This window comes from Nocardioides baculatus, assembly GCF_016735675.1.
Taxonomy (GTDB): domain Bacteria; phylum Actinomycetota; class Actinomycetes; order Propionibacteriales; family Nocardioidaceae; genus Nocardioides; species Nocardioides baculatus.
In genome coordinates this window covers 660,604-681,818 of sequence record NZ_JAERSG010000001.1, presented here as the reverse complement: position 1 = coordinate 681,818, position 21,215 = coordinate 660,604, and the positions used below count along the sequence as shown (strand labels likewise).

Sequence of the window (21,215 nt, the reverse complement as noted above, 5' to 3'; positions counted from 1 at the left end):
CCCCGTGACGACTGCGGCTGCCGACGAGCGGTCGGACCGCGAGCTGCTCCAGGCGCACGTCGACGGCGACGCCGACGCGTTCGGCGTGCTGTTCGCGCGCCACCGCGACCGGCTGTGGGCGGTGTCGCTGCGCACGATGGGCAACCCCGAGGACGCGGCCGACGGCCTCCAGGACGGCATGATCGCGGCCTTCCGGCGGGCGGGGTCGTTCCGCGGGGAGGCGCAGGTGACCACCTGGCTGCACCGCGTGGTGGTCAACGCCTGCCTCGACCGGCTCCGCGCGGCGAAGATCCGGCGCTTCGACGCGCTCCCCGACGACGTCGAGGACCGGGGCACGCTCGTCGCCACGGCCACGCACGACGACCTGCCCGACGCCGCCGCCGAGGACGCCGAGCGGCGCCAGCGGGTGCTCGACGCGCTCGCGACCCTGCCGGCGGACCAGCGCGCGGCGCTCGTCCTGGTCGACATGGAGGGCTACCCCGTCGCGGAGGTGGCCGAGATGCTCGGCTGCGCCGAGGGCACCGTGAAGTCGCGCTGCTCGCGCGGTCGCGCCAAGCTGGCCGGTCTGCTCGCCGACCTCCACCTGCCGGTCGGTGACACCCCTCACGGGAACCAGCCCCCGGACGGTCCCGTCCAACCCACCGTGCGGCCGCGCGGCCCGCCCGCGCCCTGAGCGCCCCCGTCCTGTGATCCCCGCCCTGTCGTGCCCGACCAGCCTCGCGAGGAGGTGACCCGATGACCCAGTCCCCCGACCTGCCGCCCGAGCAGGAGGCCGTACGCCGCCTGCTCGCCGACGCACGCCACGACGGTCCCACCCCTCCCGAGGTCGTCGCCCGCCTCGACGCGACCCTCGCCTCCCTCGCCGCCGAGCGCGGACCGGGACCCACCCCTGAGACCACCAGCGCTCCGGTGGTCGACCTCGGCGCCCGACGCCGCCGGGCGGCGGGCATCGGCCTCCTGGCCGCCGCCGCGGTCGTCGTCGCCGGTGTCGCGCTCGGCCAGGGCCTCCCGTCCGGCGAGGACAGCTCCAGCGCCGGCTCGGCCGCCGACAGCGACATGTCCACCTCGCAGCGCGAGTCCGGCGACGACGGCTCCAGCGGCGCGGACAGCGAGGAGCTGGGTCCGCAGAGCCTCAAGTCGGGCACGTCCGCACCGCTCGCGGCCTACCCCACGCTCTCGACCGACGACGGCGACCTCGACGGCGAGCTGCTCTCCCTGCGTGACACCGCCGCCGGTGTCCAGGCGCCGGGTGCGGAGATGTCGACCGAGCGGCTGGCCGACTGCGACCTGAGCGGCGCCGGGCGCGGGCGACGCGTCCTCGCGCAGGTCGACGGCGTGCTCGGCGCGGTCGTCTTCCGGCGCGCGGACGGCACCAGCCAGCAGGTGGACCTCTACGTCTGCGGCGACCCGACCGCCGTGCGCACGCTCACGCTGCCCGCGCCCTGACGCGGGAACACTGCTGGCCTACGATCGGTTGAGATAGCCGTACGCAGCAATCGATTCCAGCAGGAGTGACCCGCCCCATGAGCCAGACCACCGAACCGCGCAACGTCATCGTGATCGGATCGGGGCCCTCGGGCTACACCGCTGCCGTGTACGCCGCCCGCGCGGCGCTCGAGCCGCTGGTCTTCGAGGGCTCGGTGACCGCCGGCGGTGCACTGATGAACACCACCGAGGTCGAGAACTTCCCCGGCTTCCGCGACGGCATCATGGGCCCCGCGCTGATGGACGAGATGCGCGCGCAGGCCGAGCGCTTCGGTGCCGAGCTGATCGCCGACGACATCGTCGAGGTCGACCTCACCGGTGACATCAAGGTCGTGAAGACCGCCACCGACACCTACACCGCGCGGTCGGTGATCCTCGCGACCGGTTCGGGCTACCGCAAGCTCGGCCTGCCCCGCGAGGAGGAGCTCTCCGGTCGCGGCGTCTCGTGGTGTGCGACGTGCGACGGATTCTTCTTCCGCGAGCAGGCCATCGCCGTCGTCGGTGGCGGTGACTCCGCCATCGAGGAGGCCACCTTCCTCACGCGCTTCGGATCGAAGGTCTACCTGATCCACCGCCGCGACGAGCTGCGCGCCTCCAAGATCATGCAGGAGCGCGCCTTCGCCGACCCCAAGCTCGAGATGGTGTGGAACTCCGAGGTCGCCGCGATCAACGGCGCCGACAAGCTCGAGTCGATCACCCTGCGCGACACGGTGACCGGCGAGGAGCGCCCGCTCGAGATCACCGGCCTCTTCATCGCGATCGGCCACGACCCCCGCTCGGAGCTGCTCACCGGGCAGGTCGACCTCGACGACGACGGCTACGTCCTCGTCGACCACCCGTCCACCGCGACCAACCTGCCGGGTGTCTTCGCCGCCGGCGACCTGGTCGACCACCACTACCGCCAGGCGATCACGGCCGCCGGCACCGGCTGTGCCGCGGCCCTCGACGCCGAGCGCTTCATCGCCGCCCTCGACCACGAGGCGTCGACCGCGGGCGAGGCCGCCGCGACGGTCGAGGCGATCAGCGAAGAGGTGCAGACAGCCGGCGCCTGAGCGCGTCCGCCACGTCACGCGGCTCGTCGACCCAGAGGCCCACGCGGCCCACGGTCGTCGGGCCGTTCGGCGTCTCGAGGGTCGTCGGGCCGGTGAGCACCAGCTCGAGGTTCGTACGGCTGCTGACCCCGACCAGCAGGACCGCGTCGTCGCCCTCGCCCTCGACGTGCACGGACTTGAGCAGGCCCGGCAGGTCGTGGTCGGCCGAGCGGACGCTCGCGATCCGGTCGAGCGCGACGTCGACGCGGGCGTGGATGCCGTCGCGCACCTGGAGCGAGGTCTCGCCGAGCAGGTGCGGGCGGGTGCGGTAGGCCGCCATCAGGCCGAGCATCCAGACCAGGCCCCACACGCCGACGACCAGCAGCGGGATCCGCAGCGGCGTCCACCACCGGCTCAGCAGCACGTCGAGGACCACCACCTCGGTGGCCGAGCCGAAGATCCACAGCCAGAGCATCGGGGCGACGAGGCGGGAGTAGCCGATGGGCGTCGTGCCGGCCGGTACGTCCGGACGGCGGGTGATCCAGCGCCCGAGGGCCAGGTAGAGCGTGATCTCCAGCTTGAGCGCGGCCCATGCCAGCCTCCGCGCGCGTCGTACGACGTCCATCACGCCTCCTCCATCAGTTGGGCGAACCGTTGGGTGGTCTCGTCGAGGACCTCGCCGAAGGTCGCCAGCCGCTCGGCCGGGACGTCGCCGAACAGCCGGTCCGCGAGGTCCGCGTGCGAGGTCGCCAGGCCGTCGACGGTGCGCGTGCCGAGGTCGGTGAGCGTCACGAGGGTGGCCCGGCGGTCGCCGGGGTGCGGCTCGCGGGTGACGTGGCCCGACCCGACCAGCCCGTCGACGAGCCCGGTCACGTTGCGCGGGGTCACGTCGAGGGCCGTGGCCAGGGACTGCTGGGTCGAGGGTCCGGATGCCCCGAGGACCCACAGGAGGTGTACGCGCGAGGTGCTCAGGCCCTCCTCGCGCTCGAAGCGGGCCAGGTCGGCCTGCACGAGGGTCGCGAGGTGCAGCACCCGGTCGAGCGCGTCCGTCGGGGTCGTCATGTAGTGAATCTACTTCACGATGTCCTCACTTCACCAATTTGCTTCGTGGTCCATGGCTCGTGGTCGTCCAGCAGGCCCTCCGACGACCCACACCCGCTGGACTACCCCGGGCTCGGCGTGGAGGGGAACATCTGTCGGTGGGGCGGTGTTGGATCAGAAGTACTAAGCCTCCGAGCTGACACCCCGCACCCGTGCGGGCACTACGAAAGGGAATCCCCGTGGCCAACATCGCCGCTGTCACCGACGCCGAGTTCGAGACCCAGGTCCTCAAGTCGGACAAGCCCGTCCTCGTCGACTTCTGGGCAGAGTGGTGCGGTCCGTGCCGCCAGGTCGCCCCGATCCTCGACGAGCTCAACGCCGAGCACGGCGAGAAGCTCACGTTCCTCAAGATGAACGTCGACGAGAACCCGGTCACGCCGTCGTCCTACCGCGTCACCGGTATCCCGACGATCAACGTCTACCAGGGCGGCGAGGTCGTGAAGTCCATCGTCGGCGCCAAGCCGAAGGCCGCGCTCCTCAAGGAGCTCGAGGGCCTCATCTGAGTCACAGCTCAGTGGCCGGAGGCGGCCCGCACCGATCCGATCGGGCGGGTCGCCTTCTGCGTGGGGCGTACGGCACCCCAGACCCGCTCCAGCGCGAGCTCGACCTCGTCCTTCCAGCTCAGCGCCGTCCGGAGCTCCATCCGCATCCGCGACGTCGTCGGGTGTGCGCGCTGGGTCTTGAACCCCACACCACCCCAGAACTCGGTGGGGAGCACGCACCCCTGCGTCCGCCCCCGCGTGTCGCCGTACGCCTCGATCGCGGTGTGGCCGCGCTGGACGAGGTCGGCGGCCATCGCCTGGACCAGGAGCCGGCCGAGCCCGCCTCCGCGCATCGCCGGCTCGATCCAGGCGGTCGCGGCGATGATCGCGTCGGGTGACGCCGGCGCCGTCGGCAGGACCGCGGCTCCGGGCAGGTAGGCCGCGGGCGCGTAGACGATGTGCCCGACCGTCCGGCCGTCGACGCGGACCACCCGACCGCACGAGCCCCACTCGCGCAGGACGCCGGAGAGCCAGCTCTCCTTCTCGGCGATGCGCTCCTGCTCGTCGAGCCGGGCGCGGTCCACCGGCCCCAGCTCCCAGAACAGGCACGACCGCACCGGATCGGCCAGCTCCGCGAGGTGGTCGACCGTCAGGCGCGCGGTCTTGCGTGACACGACTCTCAGGGTAGACCCGTGGGACGCCTGCGAGGATGAGGCGTGCGCCCGATCCGACAGAGCAAGAAGCTGCAAGGTGTCCGCTACGACGTGCGCGGGCCGATCCTCGTCGAGGCACAGCGGCTCGAGGCGGAGGGCCACCGGATCCTCAAGCTCAACATCGGCAACACCGCACCGTTCGGCTTCGAGGCGCCCGAGCAGATCCTCGCCGACATGATGCACCACCTGCCGCAGTCGCAGGGGTACGCCGACAGTCAGGGCATCTGGTCCGCGCGCACGGCCGTCATGCACTACTACCAGTCGCACGGACTGCGTGACGTCGGCGTCGAGGACATCTTCATCGGCAACGGGGTCTCCGAGCTGATCTCGATGGTGCTCCAGGCCTTCGTCGACGACGGCAACGAGATCCTGGTCCCGGCCCCGGACTACCCGCTGTGGACGGGTGCGGTCACCCTCGCCGGCGGCATCCCGGTGCACTACCGCTGCGACGAGGACGACGACTGGAACCCCGACCTCGCCGACATCGAGTCGAAGATCACCGAGAACACCCACGCGCTGGTGATCATCAACCCCAACAACCCGACCGGCGCGGTCTACAGCGAGGAGACGGTCAAGGGCCTGGTCGACATCGCGCGGCGCCACCAGCTGGTCGTGATGGCGGACGAGATCTACGAGAAGATCCTGTTCGAGGACGCGCAGCACCACCACGCGGCGACCTACGGCGGCAACGACGTGCTGACGTTGACGTTCTCCGGGCTGTCGAAGGCCTACCGCGTGTGCGGCTACCGTGCCGGCTGGGTGATGATCGCGGGCCCGAAGGAGCTGGCGACCGACTTCCTCGAAGGTCTCACGCTCATCGCCAACATGCGGATGTGCGCCAACGTGCCGGCGCAGCACGCGATCCAGACCGCGCTGGGCGGCTACCAGTCGATCGAGGAGCTGATCGGTCCCGGCGGCCGCTTCTACGAGCAGTCGATGCTCGCCCACCGCCTGCTCAACGAGATCCCGGGCGTCAGCAACGTGAAGCCCCGTGGCGCGCTCTACTGCTTCCCGCGGCTCGACCCCGAGGTCTACGCCATCGAGGACGACCAGGACTTCGTGATCGAGCTGCTCCGGGCCAAGAAGATCCTGGTCACGCACGGCACCGGCTTCAACTGGCCCACGCCCGACCACTTCCGGCTCGTCACGCTGCCCGAGGCGAGCGTGCTGGAGGAGGCGATCGGCCGGATCGCCGACTTCCTCGCCACGCGCCGCTGAGCCCCCGGCTGAGTCGCCGGTCACCATCCCTCGCGGCGCGCGTCGGCGGACCCTAGGCTTCGCGCATGCGTGACGTCACCTATCCCCCGATCATCGTCACGGCCAAGACGGCGTTCCGCGCTCTCGGCCAGAGCTTCCAGATGTCCGGCACCGAGCACGTGCCGCGCGAGGGCGGCGTGCTGCTGGCCTTCAACCACATCAGCTACGTCGACTTCATCTACGGCGGCTTCGCCGCGCACCCCTCGCGCCGGCTGGTCCGCTTCATGTCCAAGCGCGAGCTCTTCGACCACCGGTGGGTCGGCCCGCTCATGCGCTCGCTGCACCACATCGAGGTCGACCGCGGCGAGGGGATCGCCAGCTACCACACCGCAGTCGACTACCTGCGCAACGGGGAGGCGGTGGGGATCTTCCCCGAGGCGACCATCTCCCGGTCGATGGAGCTCAAGGAGTTCAAGTCCGGTGCCGTACGCATCGCGGCGGAGGCCGGCGTGCCCCTCGTGCCCGTCATCCTGTGGGGCACCCAGCGGATGATGACCAAGGGCCACCCGCGCGACTTCTCGCGCGGCAAGACGATCGCGATCCGGGTCGGCGAGCCGATGCACCCCACCGGCGCCAACCCGGTCGCCGAGACCGCCGAGCTGCGCTCGCGCATGAGCTCGATGCTGGCCGAGGTCGTCGCGGAATACCCCGCGGCCGAGCAGCCGCCGGGCTCCTGGTGGGTGCCCGCATCGATGGGCGGCTCCGCCCCCACGCCCGACGAGGCGCTCACCCTCGACGCCGCCGAGAAGCGCGAACGCGCCCGGAAGCGGGCCGAGAAGCGCGCCGCCAAGCGTCAGTAGCGACAGGTAGACAGGTCGATCTGTCGGTAGATCGCTTTGTCTTTTTGTTGTTTTGTCGACAATTCGCTGGGGGATGCGGTGTGTGAGGTGCGAGCGCCAGCGAGGCTCGAGCCCACGTCACGCCACGAGGAGAGCCGCTCCTCCTCCAGGGGTTTCGTCGCGCTCGTACGACCTCGTGCCTCGGTCGTGTCGCTTGCTCAACCTGGTCGAGCCCACGCGCCGACCTCGTGCCTCGGTCGACCCTGCTCGGCTCAGATGGGGCGGTCGTCCCGATTGCGGGGGTCCATGATGTCGACGATGCGGCGCAGGTCGTCGAGGCTGGCGAACTCGACGGTGATCTTGCCCTTGGCCTTGCCGAGGTCGACCTTCACGCGGGTCTCGAGGCGGTCGGAGAGCCGGTCGGCCAGGTCGGTCAGGCCGGGGGCGACGGGCTTGTTGCGGACCACCCGGGACGGGGCGTCGGGCTCGACACCCACCGAGACGATCTCCTCGAGCCCCCGCACCGAGATGCCCTCGGCGGTCACGCGCGCGGCGAGCCGGTCCTGGAGGTCGGCGTCGTCGACGGCGAGCAACGCGCGGGCGTGCCCGGCGGACAGGACCCCCGCGGCCACCCGGCGCTGGACGGCCGGGGACAGCTTGAGCAGACGCAGCGTGTTGGAGATCTGCGGTCGCGACCGGCCGATGCGCTGGGCGAGCTCCTCGTGGGTGCAACCGAAGTCCTCGAGCAGCTGGCCGTAGGCGGCCGCCTCCTCAAGCGGGTTGAGCTGCGAGCGGTGCAGGTTCTCCAGCAACGCGTCGCGCAGCATGTCGTTGTCGTCGGTCTCGCGGACGATCGCCGGGATCGTGTCGCGGCCGGCCTCCTGCGAGGCCCGCCAGCGCCGCTCGCCCATGATGAGCTCGTAGGACTCGTCACCGGTCTTGCGCACGACCACGGGCTGGAGGAGCCCGACCTCACGGATGGAGTGCACCAGCTCTGCCAGCGCCTCCTCCTCGAAGACGTGGCGCGGCTGGCGCGCGTTGGGACGCACCTGCGTGATGGGGAGCTCGGCGAAGTACGCGCCGGCCACCACGTGCGCGCCCTCGTCGGTCGCGGACACGCTCGCACCGTTGGTCGCTAATGCTGCGGGCGCGACCTCGGTGCCGGCGCTCGCCGGCGACTCGCCGGCGACCGTCTCGCTGGGAGCCGGCTGGCTGGGGGCGGTCGGGATCAGCGACCCCAGGCCTCGGCCGAGGCCACGGCGGGGCGGGTTGGCGTTCATGACGTGGGGGCTCCCTTGCTGGCGATCTCGCGCGCGGCCTCGAGGTAGGACAGTGCCCCGGCCGACGCCGGATCGTAGGTCATGACCGTCTGCCCATACGACGGCGCCTCCGACACGCGGACCGACCGCGGGACGGCCGTCTTGAGGACCTGGTCACCGAAGTGGCCGCGCACCTCGTCGGCCACGCCCGCGGCGAGCCTCGTGCGGGCGTCGTACATCGTGAGCAGGATCGTGGACACGATCAGCCGCGGGTTCAGGTGCTGGCGCACCATCTCGACTGTCTCGAGCAGCTGCCCGAGGCCCTCGAGCGCGTAGTACTCCGCCTGGATCGGGATGAACATCTCGCGGCCGGCCACGAGCGCGTTCAGCGTCAGGAGGCCCAGCGACGGCGGGCAGTCGACGAGGACGTAGTCGAACCGGTCGTCGCCGACCTCCTCGGCCGTGCCGACGAGAGGGTGCGCATTGATCGCGCGCGCCAGCCGCTGCTCGCGCGCCACGACGCTGACCAGCTCGATCTCGGCACCGGCGAGGTCGATGGTGGCCGGCACGACCCACAGACCGGGAAGGTCGGCGCACTCCGTCATCACGTCGGCGAGGGGCTGCCCCTCGACCAGCATGTCGTAGGTCGACGGGACCCCCCGGTGGTGGTCGACGCCGAGTGCGGTCGAGGCGTTGCCCTGGGGGTCGAGGTCGATGACGAGGACTCGCTGACCCAGCTGGGACAACCCCGCGGCCACGTTGACCGTCGACGTCGTCTTCCCCACGCCGCCCTTCTGGTTCGCCACCACCAGGACGCGGGTGGCGTCCGGCCTCGGCGCGCCCTGTCGCCGGAGACCTCCGGAGCGCGCAAGGACGGAGTGCTGCGCCGCCTGCGCGAGCGGAGTCCCAGCGTCGTGGTACGCGTCGTGCTGGTCCGCGAAGTCCGCAGCGGTGCGTACGTTCCACGCGGGTCGTGTTTCACGTGAAACAGACACGTCCGCCTGAGGAGAGGCCTCATCGGCGGTTTCACGTGAAACATCCACCGTCTGTGGAGAAGAGGACTGGTCCTGTGGATAACTGCGCTCAGATGCGGTGTCCTGACCGGTGGAAAACTTTCGCTCCGACTTGTCGGTGGCGTGCCGTCCACCCCAACCGCCGGGGTTGTCTCCGCTCACGTCACTGTGCCTCTCGTTGTGCTCGGCGCTGCTTCTGCCGTTGACGACTACTGCGCTGGGGTCCGCGGGCAAGGGGCCAACCTATCCGGCTCGGGTCGGCCCAGGACACCCGGAGGACCGTGGTCTGTGGATCCACGATCCCTGCCCCGAGCTCCAGCACCTCGGGCTCGGCGCACCGCCACGTGGTCAGGAGGCCCGCTGCCGCGGAGATCTCGTCGTGGACCGAGCGGCCCTTCATCGCCACCAGCGAGCCGGTGGGCGCGACCAGAGGCATGGACCAGCCCAGCAGTCGATCGAGTGGTGCCACCGCTCGCGAGGTGACCACGTCGAACGTCTCGGTGCCGTGGAGGTCCTCGGCACGACCGCGCACCACCCGGACGTGGTCCAACCCCAGCTCGGCCACCACCTCGTCGAGGAACGTCGTCCGGCGCAGGAGCGGCTCGACCAGGGTCATCGTGAGGTCGGGCCGAGCTATGGCCACGACGACGCCCGGGAGACCAGCGCCCGTACCGATGTCGCAGACGCGCGCACCCTGCGGGATCGCCTCTCCCAGCACGGCGGAGTTCAGCACGTGCCGATCCCACAGCTTGTCCGCCTCGCGCGGGCCGATCAGCCCACGCACCACGCCTTCGGTGGCGAGCAGCTCGGTGTAGCGCGCCGCCAGGCCCAGCCGGTCAGACGTGAACGCCCTCCGTGCCGCATCGGGCACGGAGGGCGTTTCACGTGAAACGTCGTCGCTCACGCCGGGAGGATCACCACGTGGCGCTTCGGCTCCGCACCCTCGGACTCGGACGAGAGGCCGGCGGCCGCCACCGCGTCGTGCACGACCTTGCGCTCGAAGGCGCTCATCGGCTCCAGGGAGAGCGGCTCGCCCTTCTCCTTCACCTCGGCGATCGACTTCTCGGCCAGCGCGACCAGACGTGTGCGCTGCTCGGCACGGTGACCGCCGACGTCGAGCATGAGCCGCGAGCGCTCACCGGTCTCGCGGTACACGGCCAGGCGGGTCAGCTCCTGGAGAGCCTCCAGCACCTCACCGTTGCGCCCCACGAGCTGCTGGAGGTCGGCGCCGTCGATCTGGACGCTCGCCCGGTCTCCCTCGACGTCCATGTCGAGGTCGCCGTCGAGGTCGGCGATGTCGAGGAGCTCCTCGAGGTAGTCGGCGGCGATGTCGCCCTCCGCCTCGAGCCGCTGGACCTTGGACGGTCGGCCGGCCTTGGCGTCGGCGTCACCCGCCGCGGGGGAGTCGTTCTCGACCTCGACGGTGTCGGTATCGGTCGTCTGCTCAGTCACGTGGAACTCCTGCTTCACTCGTGGATGCAGTGCCGCGAGGCACCGCCGAAACTCGTGGGGGTCAGCGCTTCTTCTTCTTGTTGCTGCTGCCCTGGGCCTTGGCGCGCTGCGCCTTGGTCTGGCGCTGCGGCTGCTGGCGCTGCGGCTGCGGCTTCTCCTCGACGAGGGTCGCCTGCTGAGCGGCGGCGGCGTCGGCCTCGGGCAGCTTGCCCTTGGCCTTGTCGCGCTCCTCCTTCGCCTTCGCGGCGGGCGTGCCCGGAGCCGGGTTGTTCCGGATGACGTAGAACTGCTGCGCCATGGTCCAGAGGTTCGAGACCGTCCAGTAGACGAGCACACCGATCGGGAACGCGATGCCACCGACCGCGAAGACCACGGGGAGCACGTAGAGCAGCATCTTCTGCTGCTGGGCGTACGGGCCCGAGAGCGCGTCGGCCGGCATGTTCTTGCTCATCAGCTGGCGCTGCGTGAGGAACGTCGTGGCCGTCATGGCGAGCACGAGGAACGCCGCGAGGATCATGACCTCGATGACGCCGCCGGTCTTGAGGAACGTCCCCGACACCGGGATGAGGTCGAAGATCTTCGAGTCGCCGAACTGCTTGGCGAGGGTCTCGTCGAGGAAGCCGTGCGCCTTGTCCTTCTTCGACGCCTGGTCGAGCATCCGGAACAGCGCCAGGAAGATCGGCATCTGCAGCAGGATCGGCAGGCACGAGGCGAACGGGTTGGTGCCCGAGTCCTTGTAGAGGGCCATCGTCTCCTGGGCGAGCTTCTCCCGGTCGTGGCCGTACTTCTTCTGCAGCTCGCGCACCTTGGGCTGGATCAGCTGCATGTTGCGACTCGACTTGATCTGCTTGACGAACAGCGGGATCAGCGCGGCACGGATGGTGAGCGTGAGGCCGACGATCGACAGCACCCAGGTGAGTCCACCGGCCGGGTCCATGAAGGTTGAGAAGAGCTTGTGGAACCCCACCAGGACGAAGGACACCGCGTAGTAGAGCGGCACCATGATCGCGTGGCCGATGGATCCGAAGAAGTCGAGCACTCAAGCTCCTCGAGTTGCAGGTGTCTTCGCGGCCGAGGTGGCGCGAGGGGGAACGGGGTCGTAGCCGCCGGCGGCCCACGGGTGGCAGCGAGCGATGCGGCGTACGGAGAGCCAGGTGCCGCGGACCGCCCCGTGCTCGGTGACGGCCTCGAGGGCGTACGCCGAGCAGGTGGGGTGGTAGCGACAGACCTGGCCGTAGAGCGGGCTGATCGCGAAGCGCCAGGCACGGATGAACCCGATGAGGAGGTGCTTCATGACGGGCTCACGCGCTCGAGCGTACGACCCAGGTCGTCGCCCAGAGCGGCGTACGACGCCTCGGCCGCGGCGGGCAGGGCCCGCACCACGAGAGCAGCACGACCCGGAAGCTCCTCCAACGAGGGGAGGTGCTCCCGGGTCAGGTGTCGAAGTCGTCTCTTCACGCGGTTGCGTGTGGCGGCGTTGCCCACGGCCTTGCTGACGGTGAACCCGACGCGCACCGGGCCCGTGACGTCCGGATCCACCCACAGGTGGACCACCAGCGTCGGGCTACCAGCACGGCGCCCACTCCTCACAGCACGACGGAAGTCGTCACTGTCGGTGAGGCGATGGGCCGCGGGGAGCACAGCGTGTGCCGCGGACCCTGGCCGTCAGACGGCCAGTTCCTTGCGGCCCTTGCGACGACGGGCGGACAGGATCGAGCGTCCGGCGCGGGTCCGCATGCGCAGACGGAAGCCGTGCACCTTGTGACGGCGACGGTTGTTCGGCTGGTACGTACGCTTGCTCACGGCTATTTCTCCGAAGGTTTCGAGGGATGTCCACTCCACTGAGAGGTCAGTGCGGCACGAACTGCATACTTCGGCCGGCACCGCCCACCCACGTGGCCGCCTGGTGGCGGATCGTGGACATGCGGCACCCGTCGACATGGAGCGACCGGCCAACGGTACGCGGTGGCGGAAGAGGGGGTCAAACCCACGAGCACCTACCCCGGTCGTGCCTGTGGATGACGTCTTGCCGCGGACCGCGCGAGGTTGTTACGTTCCGGGGGTCGCGATCTCCTCCCCACCGCGGTCCCACCAGGGATGACAGCCCACTGTGTCCCGGGTCACGTGCCCTTCCTCAGCGCCTCTGACCTGCAGAAACAACGGCGGGACCACCGGTGGCACGAGGTCGGGGCCTCCGGTCGAGTCGGTCGGGGCGGGCAGTTCACAGCTTGTGGACAACTCTGTGGACGCAGTCCACCCGGTGCCCGGCAGGAGCTCCAGTCAAGGCACGACACGAGCACGACAACAGTGAAGAGCGAAGGCGGTCCGGGTGGACGACCAGCAGGTAGATCTCGGGACGGCATGGCAGCAGATCGTCGAGGACCTCCAGCCCAACCAGCGCGCCTGGCTGCGGCCCAGCGTGCCGATGACGCTGCACGAGAACACCGCGATCATCGCCGTGCCCAACGACTTCACCCGTAACCAGCTCGAGGGTCGGCTGCGCAACCACATCGAGGACGCCCTCACCGAGGGCTTCGGGCGCGAGATCCGGATGCTCGTCACGGTCAACCCCGCCCTCGAGTCCGAGGAGCAGCCCCACATCGATGAATCGACAGATGGATCTGTCGCTTTATCGACAAACGAGCCGATGGCCGAGCCGGCGCCGATGGACTCCCTGGCCGAGAGCCACGAGCCGGTCAACACCGGCGAGCGGCGGTCGTCCGTCCTCGAGACCCGCCTCAACCCCAAGTACACGTTCGAGACGTTCGTCATCGGCTCGTCCAACCGGTTCCCCCACGCGGCCGCCGTCGCGGTCGCCGAGGCGCCGGGCAAGGCGTACAACCCGCTCCTCGTCTACGGCGACTCGGGCCTGGGCAAGACCCACCTGCTCCACGCGATCGGCCACTACGTCCGCAGCCTCTACAGCAACGCGAAGGTGCGCTACGTCTCCAGCGAGGAGTTCACCAACGAGTTCATCAACGCGATCCGCGACGACCGGCAGGACCGGTTCAAGCGGCGCTACCGCGACGTCGACGTCCTCCTGATCGACGACATCCAGTTCCTCGAGGGCAAGACCCAGACGCAGGAAGAGTTCTTCCACACCTTCAACACCCTCCACAACGCCAACAAGCAGATCGTGCTGACCTCCGACCGCGCGCCCAAGCGGCTCGAGGCGCTCGAGGACCGGCTGCGCAACCGGTTCGAGTGGGGGCTCATCACCGACGTCCAGCCGCCCGACCTGGAGACCCGCATCGCGATCCTGCGCAAGAAGGCGGCGATGGACCGCCTCACCGCGCCGCCGGACGTGCTCGAGTTCATCGCCTCGAAGATCCAGACCAACATCCGCGAGCTCGAGGGTGCGCTGATCCGGGTGACGGCCTTCGCCAACCTCAACCGGCAGGAGGTCGACATGACCCTGGCCGAGATCGTGCTCAAGGACCTGATCCCCGAGGGCGGCGAGCCCGAGATCACGCACGCGCTGATCATCGCGCAGACCGCGGCCTACTTCGGGGTCTCGCTCGAGGACCTCACCGGACCGTCCCGCGGCCGCCACCTCGTCATGGCGCGCCAGATCGGGATGTACCTCTGCCGCGAGCTGACGTCCATGTCGCTGCCGCAGATCGGACGCGAGTTCGGCGGCCGCGACCACACGACGGTGATGTACGCCGACCGCAAGATCCGCCAGCTCCTCGCCGAGCGCCGCGCCGTCTTCAACCAGGTCAGCGAGCTCACGAACCGCGTGAAGATGCAGGCCCGTCAGTCCTGAGTCGCCGACGCCCTCCGCACGTGTGGACAACATGTGGTTCGGCTCGGCCCGTCGTCCCCAGGCCCTGTGGACTCACCGGGACGAACCACACGAACGCCGGCTCGCTCCACATGCACGCGCGGCACGTCCCCGTGCGTCCCCACACGTCGTACACAGGTTGTCAGGGCGCTGACCTGCACGAACGAGCTTTGTCCACAGTTTCCACCGACCCTATGACCACTACGTACCTGAAGACTGGTCCCATCTCCCACCAACACCGAACACGCACTCCTCTGGGGAGAACCCTGCCGAAGCGTCGTGGGCCCGTGACAGGATGCACTTCCTACGCGCCCGCGCGTGGCCACGTCCTGCGCCCGCAGCGCACCACAACTTGTCGTGAGCAGTTCTTGCTGAGGAGTCCCTTGTGAAGTTCCGCGTCGAACGCGACGTCTTCGCCGATGCCGTTGCCTGGGCTGCCCGCAGCCTCCCGGTCCGTCCCAGCTCCCCGGTCCTCGCTGGCCTGCTGATCGAGGCCAGCGACGCCGGCCTGGTGCTCTCCACCTTCGACTACGAGACGTCGGCGCGCGCGACGCTCACGGCCGAGGTCAACGACGAGGGCAGGGCGCTCGTCAGCGGCCGGCTGCTCGCCGACATCTGCCGCAGCCTCCCGGCCAAGCCGGTCGAGCTCACCCTCGAGGGGCCGCGCGTCTCCCTCACCTGCGGCTCGGCCCGCTTCAGCCTCCAGACGATGCCGGTCGACGACTACCCGACGCTGCCGCAGATGCCGTCCGCCACCGGCACCGTCTCCAGCGCCGACTTCGCCCACGCCGTCGCCCAGGCCGTCACGGCTGCAGGGCGCGACGACATGCTCCCGGTGCTCACCGGCGTCCGCATCGAGATCGACGGCTCCACGATGGCGCTGCTCGCCACCGACCGATTCCGCCTCTCGCACCGCGAGCTCACCTGGAACCCGCAGTCGCCCGACGAGTCCGTCGCCGCGCTGGTCCCGGCGAAGGTGCTCGGCGACACCGCGAAGTCGCTCACCTCGGGTGCCGAGGTCACCATCGCGCTCGCCGCGAGCGGTGCCGGCGAGGGCCTGATCGGCTTCGAGGGCACCGGCCTGGGCGGCGTACGCCGCACCACGACCCGGTTGCTCGACGGCGAGTTCCCCAAGGTGCGCTCGCTCTTCCCGGCCGAGCACCTCACGGTCGCCAAGGTCAACAAGGCCGAGCTCATCGAGACCGTCAAGCGCGTCGCGCTCGTGGCCGAGCGCAACACGGCCGTCCAGATGAAGTTCGGCGACCACCAGATCGTGCTCGACGCCGGGTCCGGCGACGAGGCGATGGCGACCGAGGCCGTCGACGCCGAGATCAACGGCGACGACCTCACGACGGGCTTCAACCCGCAGTTCCTCCTCGACGGCCTCACCGCCATCGACGGGGAGTTCGTCGACCTGGCCTTCACCCAGGCCACCAAGCCGGTCGTCATCTCCGGCACCGACGCCGACGACAGCCAGACCTTCCGCTACCTCCTGATGCCACGCCGCCTGCTGAGCTGAGCGGCCTGCTGGTTGCTCGGCACCCGGCCACCTAGGGCGTGGGTCTACGCTCACGCCTATGGACATCGGACTCATCGGGCTGGGCAAGATGGGCGGCAACATGCGCGAGCGCATGCGTCGCGCGGGACTCACCGTGGTCGGCTTCGACCGCAATCCAGACGTCAGTGACGTCGACTCGCTCGGAGCGCTCGTCGAGGCGCTCCCGAGTCCCAAGGTCGTCTGGGTGATGGTGCCCGCGGGCGATCCGACGCGGGCGACGGTCAAGGAGCTCGCCGAGCTGCTCGCCGAGGGCGACGTCGTGGTCGACGGCGGCAACTCGCGCTGGACCGACGACATCGCCAACGCCGAGCTGCTCGCCGAGAAGGGCATCGGCTACGTCGACTGCGGCGTCTCCGGCGGCGTCTGGGGCCTGGAGAACGGCTACGCCCTGATGTACGGCGGCGACGCCGACGACATCGCCAAGGTCCAGGAGGCCTTCGACGCCCTCAAGCCCGAGGGTGACTTCGGCTCGGTCCACGCCGGCAAGGTCGGCGCCGGGCACTTCTCCAAGATGGTCCACAACGGCATCGAGTACGCGATTATGCAGGCGTACGCCGAGGGCTGGGAGCTGCTCGACAAGGCCGAGCTCACCGACAACGTGACCGAGGTCTTCCGCTCCTGGCGCGAGGGCACGGTCATCCGCTCGTGGCTGCTCGACCTGATGGTCACCGCCCTCGACGAGGACCCGGGCCTCAGCAAGATCGCCGGCTACGCCGCGGACTCGGGCGAGGGCCGGTGGACCGTCGAGGCCGGCATCGAGCACGGCGTCGCGACCCCCGCCATCACCGCCGCCCTCTACGCCCGCTTCGTCTCCCAGCAGGACGACTCCCCGACGATGAAGGCCGTCGCGGCGATGCGGAACCAGTTCGGTGGCCACGCCGTGAAGTCGTCCGCCCCCCAGGGCGGCGACGCCGCCGGCGAGTCGGGGGCCGAGCAGTCCGAGACGTCGAAGCAGGCCGGCGCCGGCGAGAGCTAGGACTCCCGTTGCACGTCGCACACCTCACCCTGCACAACTTCCGCTCCTACGCCGACGTCGACGTCGCGCTGGAGCCGGGGGCGACGGCGTTCATCGGCCGCAACGGCCAGGGCAAGACCAACCTCGTCGAGGCGATCGACTACCTCTCGCGGCTCTCGTCCCACCGGGTCGCCACCGACGCCCCGCTCGTGAAGGCCGGTGCCGACCAGGCCATCGTCCGCGCCTCGGTGGTGAAGGAGGGCCGGACGGCCCTGCTCGAGGTCGAGCTCAACCCGGGCCGCGCCAACCGGGCGCGCATCAACCGCTCTCCCCTGCCCCGGCCGCGCGAGATCGTCGGCCTGGTGCGGACGGTCGTCTTCGCTCCCGACGACCTCACGCTGGTGAAGGGCGACCCCTCCGACCGCCGCAAGCTGCTCGACGACCTGCTCGTGCTGCGTACGCCGCGCCTGGCCGGGGTGCGCTCGGACTACGACCGGATCCTCAAGCAGCGCAACAGCCTCCTCAAGACCGCCGGCATCGCGCGCGGGTCCTCGCGCGACGCCGCGATGTCGACGCTCGAGATCTGGGACGACAACCTCGCGCGCGTCGGCGCCGAGATCCTCGGTGCCCGCCTCCAGCTCGTCGACGACCTGCGCCCCTACCTCGGCAAGGCCTACGAGGCGGTCGCCCGCGGCGCGAGCCGGGACGACGCGGACCTGGACTACCGGGCGAGCGTCGACGTCGAGTCCTCGGGTGGCGACCTGCAGCAGGCGCTCCTCGACGCGATCGCCGCGAAGCGCAAGGACGAGCTCGACCGCGGGATCTCGCTCGTCGGCCCGCACCGCGACGAGCTGCTCCTCACCCTGGGCACCGGATCGGGACCGGACGACCTGCGCCTGCCGGTCAAGGGCTATGCCTCCCACGGGGAGTCGTGGTCGTTCGCGCTGGCACTCAGGCTGGCGTCCTACGACCTGCTGCGCGCCGACGGAGACGACCCGATCCTCGTGCTCGACGACGTCTTCGCCGAGCTCGACGCCGAGCGACGCAGCCAGCTCGCCGGGCTCGTCGCCGGCGCCGAGCAGGTGCTGGTCACCGCGGCGGTCGCCGCGGACGTGCCGGCCTCGCTCCAGGGCGTCCGCTTCCTCGTCGCCGACGGCCAGGTGACCCGTGACGAGTGACGACACCCCCGACCAGACGTCCGACCAGACTCCCGACGAGGCGCCCGAGCACCAGCCCGACGGGCTCGACCTCGCCCGCGCGGCCGCCAAGGCCGCGGCCGTCAGTCCGGGAGCGCGGCCGCGGAAGAAGACGGGTCCGTCCCGGCGGCGCACGTTCACGACGTCGTCCGGTGCGCGCGCCGACGACCGCGACCCCCAGCTCCTCGACGACGCGATGGGTCGCCTCATCGCCCACCACGGCTGGGAGGTGGACCTCAAGGTGCAGGGCGTCTTCGGCCGCTGGGCCGAGCTGGTCGGGCAGGAGGTCGCCGACCACTGCACGCCGGAGGCGTTCGAGGACGGCCGACTGGTGGTGCGCACCGACTCCACGGCCTGGGCGACCCAGCTCAAGCTGCTCGCCCCGAGCGTCGTACGGCGTCTCAACGAGGACCTGGGGCACGGCACCGTCACCGTGATCGAGGTGCTCGGCCCCCACCTGCCGACGTGGAAGAAGGGACGGCTCTCGAGCCGCGACGGACGGGGTCCGCGCGACACCTACGGATGAGCGGGTGCCCCGTCGAGGAGAGGCCCGATCTGCCGATCTGCGGGCCTCGCGGCGGTAGGGGGACCCACCGACCCCCCTGTTCGGCCCTCTGAACCGGCCTCATGTGGCCCCTGAGGGCCACTTTTTCCACCGATCCACCCCATCCTCGGGGCGGGTGCTTCGGTCTGGGGCCTCTGACCGGTAGTATGACAAGTCGAGTCGCACGCGTGGTTGCCCGGAGCAACAGCCGCGACTCGACTCATGTCGAACGCCCCTCGAGGGCGACGGGAAGAAGGCTGCGCCTTGAGCGAAGAGAACGTCGAGAACCACCCGACCACCGATTCAGCTCCCGGACCAGACCCCAGCGACAGCCCCTCGGAGGCCGAGCGCGCCGAGGCACTCGCGCAGACGGTCGAGGACAACGTCGAGGCCGCGGTCGAGGCCGTCGAGAAGCGGTCGTCGTCCGCCGTCGACAAGGACTTCGAGTACGACGCCTCGGCGATCACCGTCCTCGAGGGCCTCGAGGCGGTGCGCAAGCGCCCCGGCATGTACATCGGCTCCACCGGCGAGCGCGGCCTGCACCACCTGATCTGGGAGATCGTGGACAACGGCGTCGACGAGGCGCTGGCCGGCTACGCGACCCGGATCGTGCTGACGCTCCAGGCCGACGGCGGCGTGCGCGTCGAGGACAACGGTCGCGGCATCCCGACCGACACCGCCCCCGGCCAGGAGATGCCGGCGCTCACGATGGCCCTGACGATGCTCCACGCCGGCGGCAAGTTCGGCGGCGGCGGCTACAAGGTGTCCGGCGGTCTCCACGGCGTCGGCGTCTCGGTCGTCAACGCGCTGTCGACCCGCCTCGTCGCCGAGGTGAAGAACCGCGGTCACCTGTGGCGCCAGACCTTCCAGCTCGGCGTCCCCGACGCCGACCTCGAGCAGGTCCGCGAGATGGAGCCCGGCGAAGGCACCGGCACCACGGTGACCTGGTACGCCTCCGAGGACATCTTCGAGCACACCACCTACCACCTCGAGACGATCACCTCGCGCCTGCGCGAGATGGCGTTCCTCAACAAGGGCGTCGAGTTCGTCGTCCGCGACGAGCGGGCCGACGCCGAGTCGCGCGTCGACGCCGTCGAGGACGACACCATCGACAACTCGATCGACCACGCCGGCCACGACGCCATCAAGCGTGCCGAGGGCGGCGGCCTGGAGCAGGTCTTCAAGTACGACCGCGGCCTCGTCGACTACGTCGAGCACCTCAACCGCCGCAAGGCACCGGCCAACGTCAGCGTCATCTCCTTCGAGGCCGAGACCGCCGAGGGTGCGACCGGGCAGCACATGAGCCTCGAGGTCGCGATGCAGTGGAACACCTCCTACACCGAGTCGGTCCACACCTTCGCCAACAACATCAACACCCACGAGGGCGGCACCCACGAGGAGGGCTTCCGCGCCTCGCTCACCTCGCTCGTCAACCACTGGGGCGAGGAGTGGGGCCTGATCAAGAAGAAGGAGGACCGGGTCTCGGGTGACGACATCCGCGAGGGCCTGACCGCCATCATCTCGATCAAGCTCGGCGAGCCGCAGTTCGAGGGCCAGACGAAGACCAAGCTCGGCAACACCGAGGCCAAGGGCTTCACCCAGCGGATCATGAACGACCAGCTCGGCGCCTGGCTCGAGCAGAACCCGGCCGAGGGCAAGGAGATCGTCCGCAAGTCGCAGGCCGCGGCCAACGCCCGCATCGCCGCCCGCAAGGCGCGCGAGCTCGCCCGCGGTCGCAAGGGACTCCTCGGCGGCGGCGGCCTCCCCGGCAAGCTGAGCGACTGCCAGTCGACCAACCCCGAGGAGTGCGAGGTCTTCATCGTCGAGGGCGACTCGGCCGGCGGTTCGGCCCGCCAAGGGCGCGACCCGCGCATCCAGGCGATCCTCCCGATCCGCGGCAAGATCCTCAACGTCGAGAAGGCCCGCATCGACAAGGTGCTCGCCAACACCGAGGTCCAGGCGATCATCTCCGCGCTCGGCACCGGCATCCACGAGGAGTTCAACCTCGAGAAGCTGCGCTACCACAAGGTCGTGATGATGGCCGACGCCGACGTCGACGGCCACCACATCAACACCCTGCTGCTGACGCTGCTCTTCCGCTTCATGAAGCCGCTGATCGAGCACGGCTACGTCTACATGGCGCAGCCCCCGCTCTACCGCCTGCGCTGGAACAAGCCGGCCGAGCACGAGTTCGTCTACTCCGACGCCGAGCGCGACGCGCTCCAGGCCGACGGTCTCGCCCAGGGCAAGAAGCTGCCCAAGGAGAACCCGGTCCAGCGCTACAAGGGTCTCGGCGAGATGAACGCCGACGAGCTGTGGGAGACCACGATGGACCCCGACGCCCGCCTGATGCGGCAGGTGACCCTCGAGGACGCCGCCCAGGCCGACGAGATCTTCTCGATCCTCATGGGCGAGGACGTCGAGCAGCGACGCTCCTTCATCCAGCGCAACGCTAAAGACGTTCGCTTCCTGGATATCTGACAGGAGACGCGATGTACGCACGCTCGCCGCGTTGTCGGCGCTCGACGACCCGCTTCGCTCTGAGGTCGCCTTCGCGCCTCCGCCTTGCGATCGCACGCACCTCGCGCCTCCTGCCCACCTAGCCG

23 protein-coding genes are annotated in these 21,215 nt (G+C 70.1%); 12 read left to right on the top strand and 11 right to left on the bottom strand.

The window, feature by feature from the left end; genetic code table 11:
* Nucleotides 1–4 precede the first annotated feature (4 nt).
* From sigM to trxB, 3 genes are all read left to right on the top strand, one after another.
* Nucleotides 5–673: an RNA polymerase sigma factor SigM gene (gene sigM / locus JI751_RS03325; RefSeq protein ID WP_201933339.1), complete on the top strand. Its 669-nt coding sequence runs from the start codon at nucleotides 5–7 to the stop codon at nucleotides 671–673.
* A gap of 62 nt (nucleotides 674–735) precedes the next feature.
* Nucleotides 736–1,446 carry a hypothetical protein gene (locus JI751_RS03320; RefSeq protein WP_201933337.1) on the top strand — a complete coding sequence of 237 codons (711 nt, stop codon included), beginning with the start codon at nucleotides 736–738 and terminating at the stop codon, nucleotides 1,444–1,446.
* Between the two features lie 77 nt (nucleotides 1,447–1,523).
* The gene (trxB, locus tag JI751_RS03315) at nucleotides 1,524–2,537 is read left to right on the top strand and encodes a thioredoxin-disulfide reductase (protein ID WP_201933336.1); all 1,014 of its coding nucleotides are present in this window, start codon (nucleotides 1,524–1,526) and stop codon (nucleotides 2,535–2,537) included.
* On the opposite strand, the gene JI751_RS03310 is transcribed toward trxB, so the two are convergent.
* Both JI751_RS03310 and JI751_RS03305 read right to left on the bottom strand, forming a co-directional pair.
* Nucleotides 2,506–3,141, bottom strand: coding sequence for a hypothetical protein (locus JI751_RS03310; protein ID WP_201933335.1), 636 nt, complete (start codon nucleotides 3,139–3,141; stop codon nucleotides 2,506–2,508). The genes trxB and JI751_RS03310 overlap by 32 nt on opposite strands.
* Nucleotides 3,141–3,578, bottom strand: coding sequence for a MarR family winged helix-turn-helix transcriptional regulator (locus tag JI751_RS03305; protein ID WP_201933334.1), 438 nt, complete (start codon nucleotides 3,576–3,578; stop codon nucleotides 3,141–3,143). Before JI751_RS03305 ends, JI751_RS03310 begins: the two co-directional genes overlap by 1 nt.
* 218 nt (nucleotides 3,579–3,796) lie before the next feature.
* On the opposite strand from JI751_RS03305, the gene trxA reads away from it, so the two are divergent.
* Entirely contained in the window at nucleotides 3,797–4,120 is a 324-nt protein-coding gene (gene trxA / locus JI751_RS03300) for a thioredoxin (RefSeq protein WP_201933333.1), read from the top strand.
* An 8-nt stretch (nucleotides 4,121–4,128) separates the two neighbouring features.
* On the opposite strand, the gene JI751_RS03295 is transcribed toward trxA, so the two are convergent.
* Nucleotides 4,129–4,773 carry a GNAT family N-acetyltransferase gene (locus tag JI751_RS03295; RefSeq protein ID WP_201933332.1) on the bottom strand — a complete coding sequence of 215 codons (645 nt, stop codon included), beginning with the start codon at nucleotides 4,771–4,773 and terminating at the stop codon, nucleotides 4,129–4,131.
* A 42-nt stretch (nucleotides 4,774–4,815) separates the two neighbouring features.
* Here JI751_RS03295 and JI751_RS03290 point away from each other — a divergent pair, with 42 nt between their 5' ends.
* Together JI751_RS03290 and JI751_RS03285 are read left to right on the top strand one after the other, a co-directional pair.
* Nucleotides 4,816–6,030: a pyridoxal phosphate-dependent aminotransferase gene (locus JI751_RS03290; RefSeq protein WP_201933331.1), complete on the top strand. Its 1,215-nt coding sequence runs from the start codon at nucleotides 4,816–4,818 to the stop codon at nucleotides 6,028–6,030.
* Nucleotides 6,031–6,095: 65 nt separating this feature from the next.
* Nucleotides 6,096–6,869, top strand: a complete 774-nt coding sequence (locus JI751_RS03285) for a lysophospholipid acyltransferase family protein (protein ID WP_201933328.1) — start codon at nucleotides 6,096–6,098, stop codon at nucleotides 6,867–6,869.
* A gap of 251 nt (nucleotides 6,870–7,120) precedes the next feature.
* Here the strand turns inward: JI751_RS03285 and JI751_RS03280 are convergent, their stop codons facing one another.
* The 8 genes from JI751_RS03280 to rpmH form a co-directional block, all read right to left on the bottom strand.
* Nucleotides 7,121–8,128, bottom strand: coding sequence for a ParB/RepB/Spo0J family partition protein (locus JI751_RS03280; RefSeq protein ID WP_201933325.1), 1,008 nt, complete (start codon nucleotides 8,126–8,128; stop codon nucleotides 7,121–7,123).
* Nucleotides 8,125–9,102 (bottom strand): ParA family protein, encoded by a 978-nt coding sequence (locus JI751_RS03275; RefSeq protein WP_307813864.1) that lies wholly within the window; start codon nucleotides 9,100–9,102, stop codon nucleotides 8,125–8,127. Before JI751_RS03275 ends, JI751_RS03280 begins: the two co-directional genes overlap by 4 nt.
* Nucleotides 9,103–9,283: 181 nt before the next feature.
* Nucleotides 9,284–10,024 carry a 16S rRNA (guanine(527)-N(7))-methyltransferase RsmG gene (rsmG, locus tag JI751_RS03270; protein WP_201933322.1) on the bottom strand — a complete coding sequence of 247 codons (741 nt, stop codon included), beginning with the start codon at nucleotides 10,022–10,024 and terminating at the stop codon, nucleotides 9,284–9,286.
* Nucleotides 10,021–10,572 carry a Jag family protein gene (locus JI751_RS03265; protein WP_307813762.1) on the bottom strand — a complete coding sequence of 184 codons (552 nt, stop codon included), beginning with the start codon at nucleotides 10,570–10,572 and terminating at the stop codon, nucleotides 10,021–10,023. The genes rsmG and JI751_RS03265 overlap by 4 nt, the downstream gene beginning before the upstream one ends.
* Before the next feature lie 61 nt (nucleotides 10,573–10,633).
* On the bottom strand, nucleotides 10,634–11,611 hold the full coding sequence (yidC, locus tag JI751_RS03260; protein WP_201933321.1) for a membrane protein insertase YidC: 978 nt from the start codon (nucleotides 11,609–11,611) through the stop codon (nucleotides 10,634–10,636).
* A complete protein-coding gene (gene yidD, locus JI751_RS03255; RefSeq protein ID WP_201933320.1) occupies nucleotides 11,612–11,866 on the bottom strand; it encodes a membrane protein insertion efficiency factor YidD in 255 nt (84 codons plus the stop codon). It abuts the gene before it with no gap.
* Nucleotides 11,863–12,213 (bottom strand): ribonuclease P protein component, encoded by a 351-nt coding sequence (gene rnpA / locus JI751_RS03250; protein WP_201933319.1) that lies wholly within the window; start codon nucleotides 12,211–12,213, stop codon nucleotides 11,863–11,865. Before rnpA ends, yidD begins: the two co-directional genes overlap by 4 nt.
* 24 nt (nucleotides 12,214–12,237) lie before the next feature.
* Complete coding sequence (gene rpmH, locus JI751_RS03245; RefSeq protein ID WP_307813760.1) at nucleotides 12,238–12,375, bottom strand: 50S ribosomal protein L34; 138 nt, start codon at nucleotides 12,373–12,375, stop codon at nucleotides 12,238–12,240.
* A gap of 526 nt (nucleotides 12,376–12,901) precedes the next feature.
* Here rpmH and dnaA point away from each other — a divergent pair.
* From dnaA to gyrB, 6 genes are all read left to right on the top strand, one after another.
* Nucleotides 12,902–14,338, top strand: coding sequence for a chromosomal replication initiator protein DnaA (gene dnaA, locus JI751_RS03240; protein ID WP_201933318.1), 1,437 nt, complete (start codon nucleotides 12,902–12,904; stop codon nucleotides 14,336–14,338).
* Nucleotides 14,339–14,741: 403 nt separating this feature from the next.
* The gene (gene dnaN / locus JI751_RS03235) at nucleotides 14,742–15,875 is read left to right on the top strand and encodes a DNA polymerase III subunit beta (RefSeq protein ID WP_201933317.1); all 1,134 of its coding nucleotides are present in this window, start codon (nucleotides 14,742–14,744) and stop codon (nucleotides 15,873–15,875) included.
* A 58-nt stretch (nucleotides 15,876–15,933) separates the two neighbouring features.
* A complete protein-coding gene (gene gnd, locus JI751_RS03230) occupies nucleotides 15,934–16,890 on the top strand; it encodes a phosphogluconate dehydrogenase (NAD(+)-dependent, decarboxylating) (protein ID WP_201933311.1) in 957 nt (318 codons plus the stop codon).
* An 8-nt stretch (nucleotides 16,891–16,898) separates the two neighbouring features.
* Nucleotides 16,899–18,047 carry a DNA replication/repair protein RecF gene (gene recF / locus JI751_RS03225; RefSeq protein ID WP_201933310.1) on the top strand — a complete coding sequence of 383 codons (1,149 nt, stop codon included), beginning with the start codon at nucleotides 16,899–16,901 and terminating at the stop codon, nucleotides 18,045–18,047.
* Nucleotides 18,037–18,591 (top strand): DciA family protein, encoded by a 555-nt coding sequence (locus JI751_RS03220; RefSeq protein ID WP_201933309.1) that lies wholly within the window; start codon nucleotides 18,037–18,039, stop codon nucleotides 18,589–18,591. Before recF ends, JI751_RS03220 begins: the two co-directional genes overlap by 11 nt.
* A gap of 282 nt (nucleotides 18,592–18,873) precedes the next feature.
* Entirely contained in the window at nucleotides 18,874–21,090 is a 2,217-nt protein-coding gene (gyrB, locus tag JI751_RS03215; RefSeq protein WP_201933308.1) for a DNA topoisomerase (ATP-hydrolyzing) subunit B, read from the top strand.
* Nucleotides 21,091–21,215 lie beyond the last annotated feature (125 nt).

Coding starts and splice junctions, on each gene's coding strand:
- yidD (WP_201933320.1), bottom strand. CDS start 11,866: ATGAAGCACCTCCTCATCGGGTTCATCCGTGCCTGGCGCTTCGCGATC.
- JI751_RS03320 (WP_201933337.1), top strand. CDS start 736: ATGACCCAGTCCCCCGACCTGCCGCCCGAGCAGGAGGCCGTACGCCGC.
- JI751_RS03280 (WP_201933325.1), bottom strand. CDS start 8,128: ATGAACGCCAACCCGCCCCGCCGTGGCCTCGGCCGAGGCCTGGGGTCG.
- trxB (WP_201933336.1), top strand. CDS start 1,524: ATGAGCCAGACCACCGAACCGCGCAACGTCATCGTGATCGGATCGGGG.
- gnd (WP_201933311.1), top strand. CDS start 15,934: ATGGACATCGGACTCATCGGGCTGGGCAAGATGGGCGGCAACATGCGC.
- JI751_RS03305 (WP_201933334.1), bottom strand. CDS start 3,578: ATGACGACCCCGACGGACGCGCTCGACCGGGTGCTGCACCTCGCGACC.
- JI751_RS03310 (WP_201933335.1), bottom strand. CDS start 3,141: ATGGACGTCGTACGACGCGCGCGGAGGCTGGCATGGGCCGCGCTCAAG.
- JI751_RS03285 (WP_201933328.1), top strand. CDS start 6,096: ATGCGTGACGTCACCTATCCCCCGATCATCGTCACGGCCAAGACGGCG.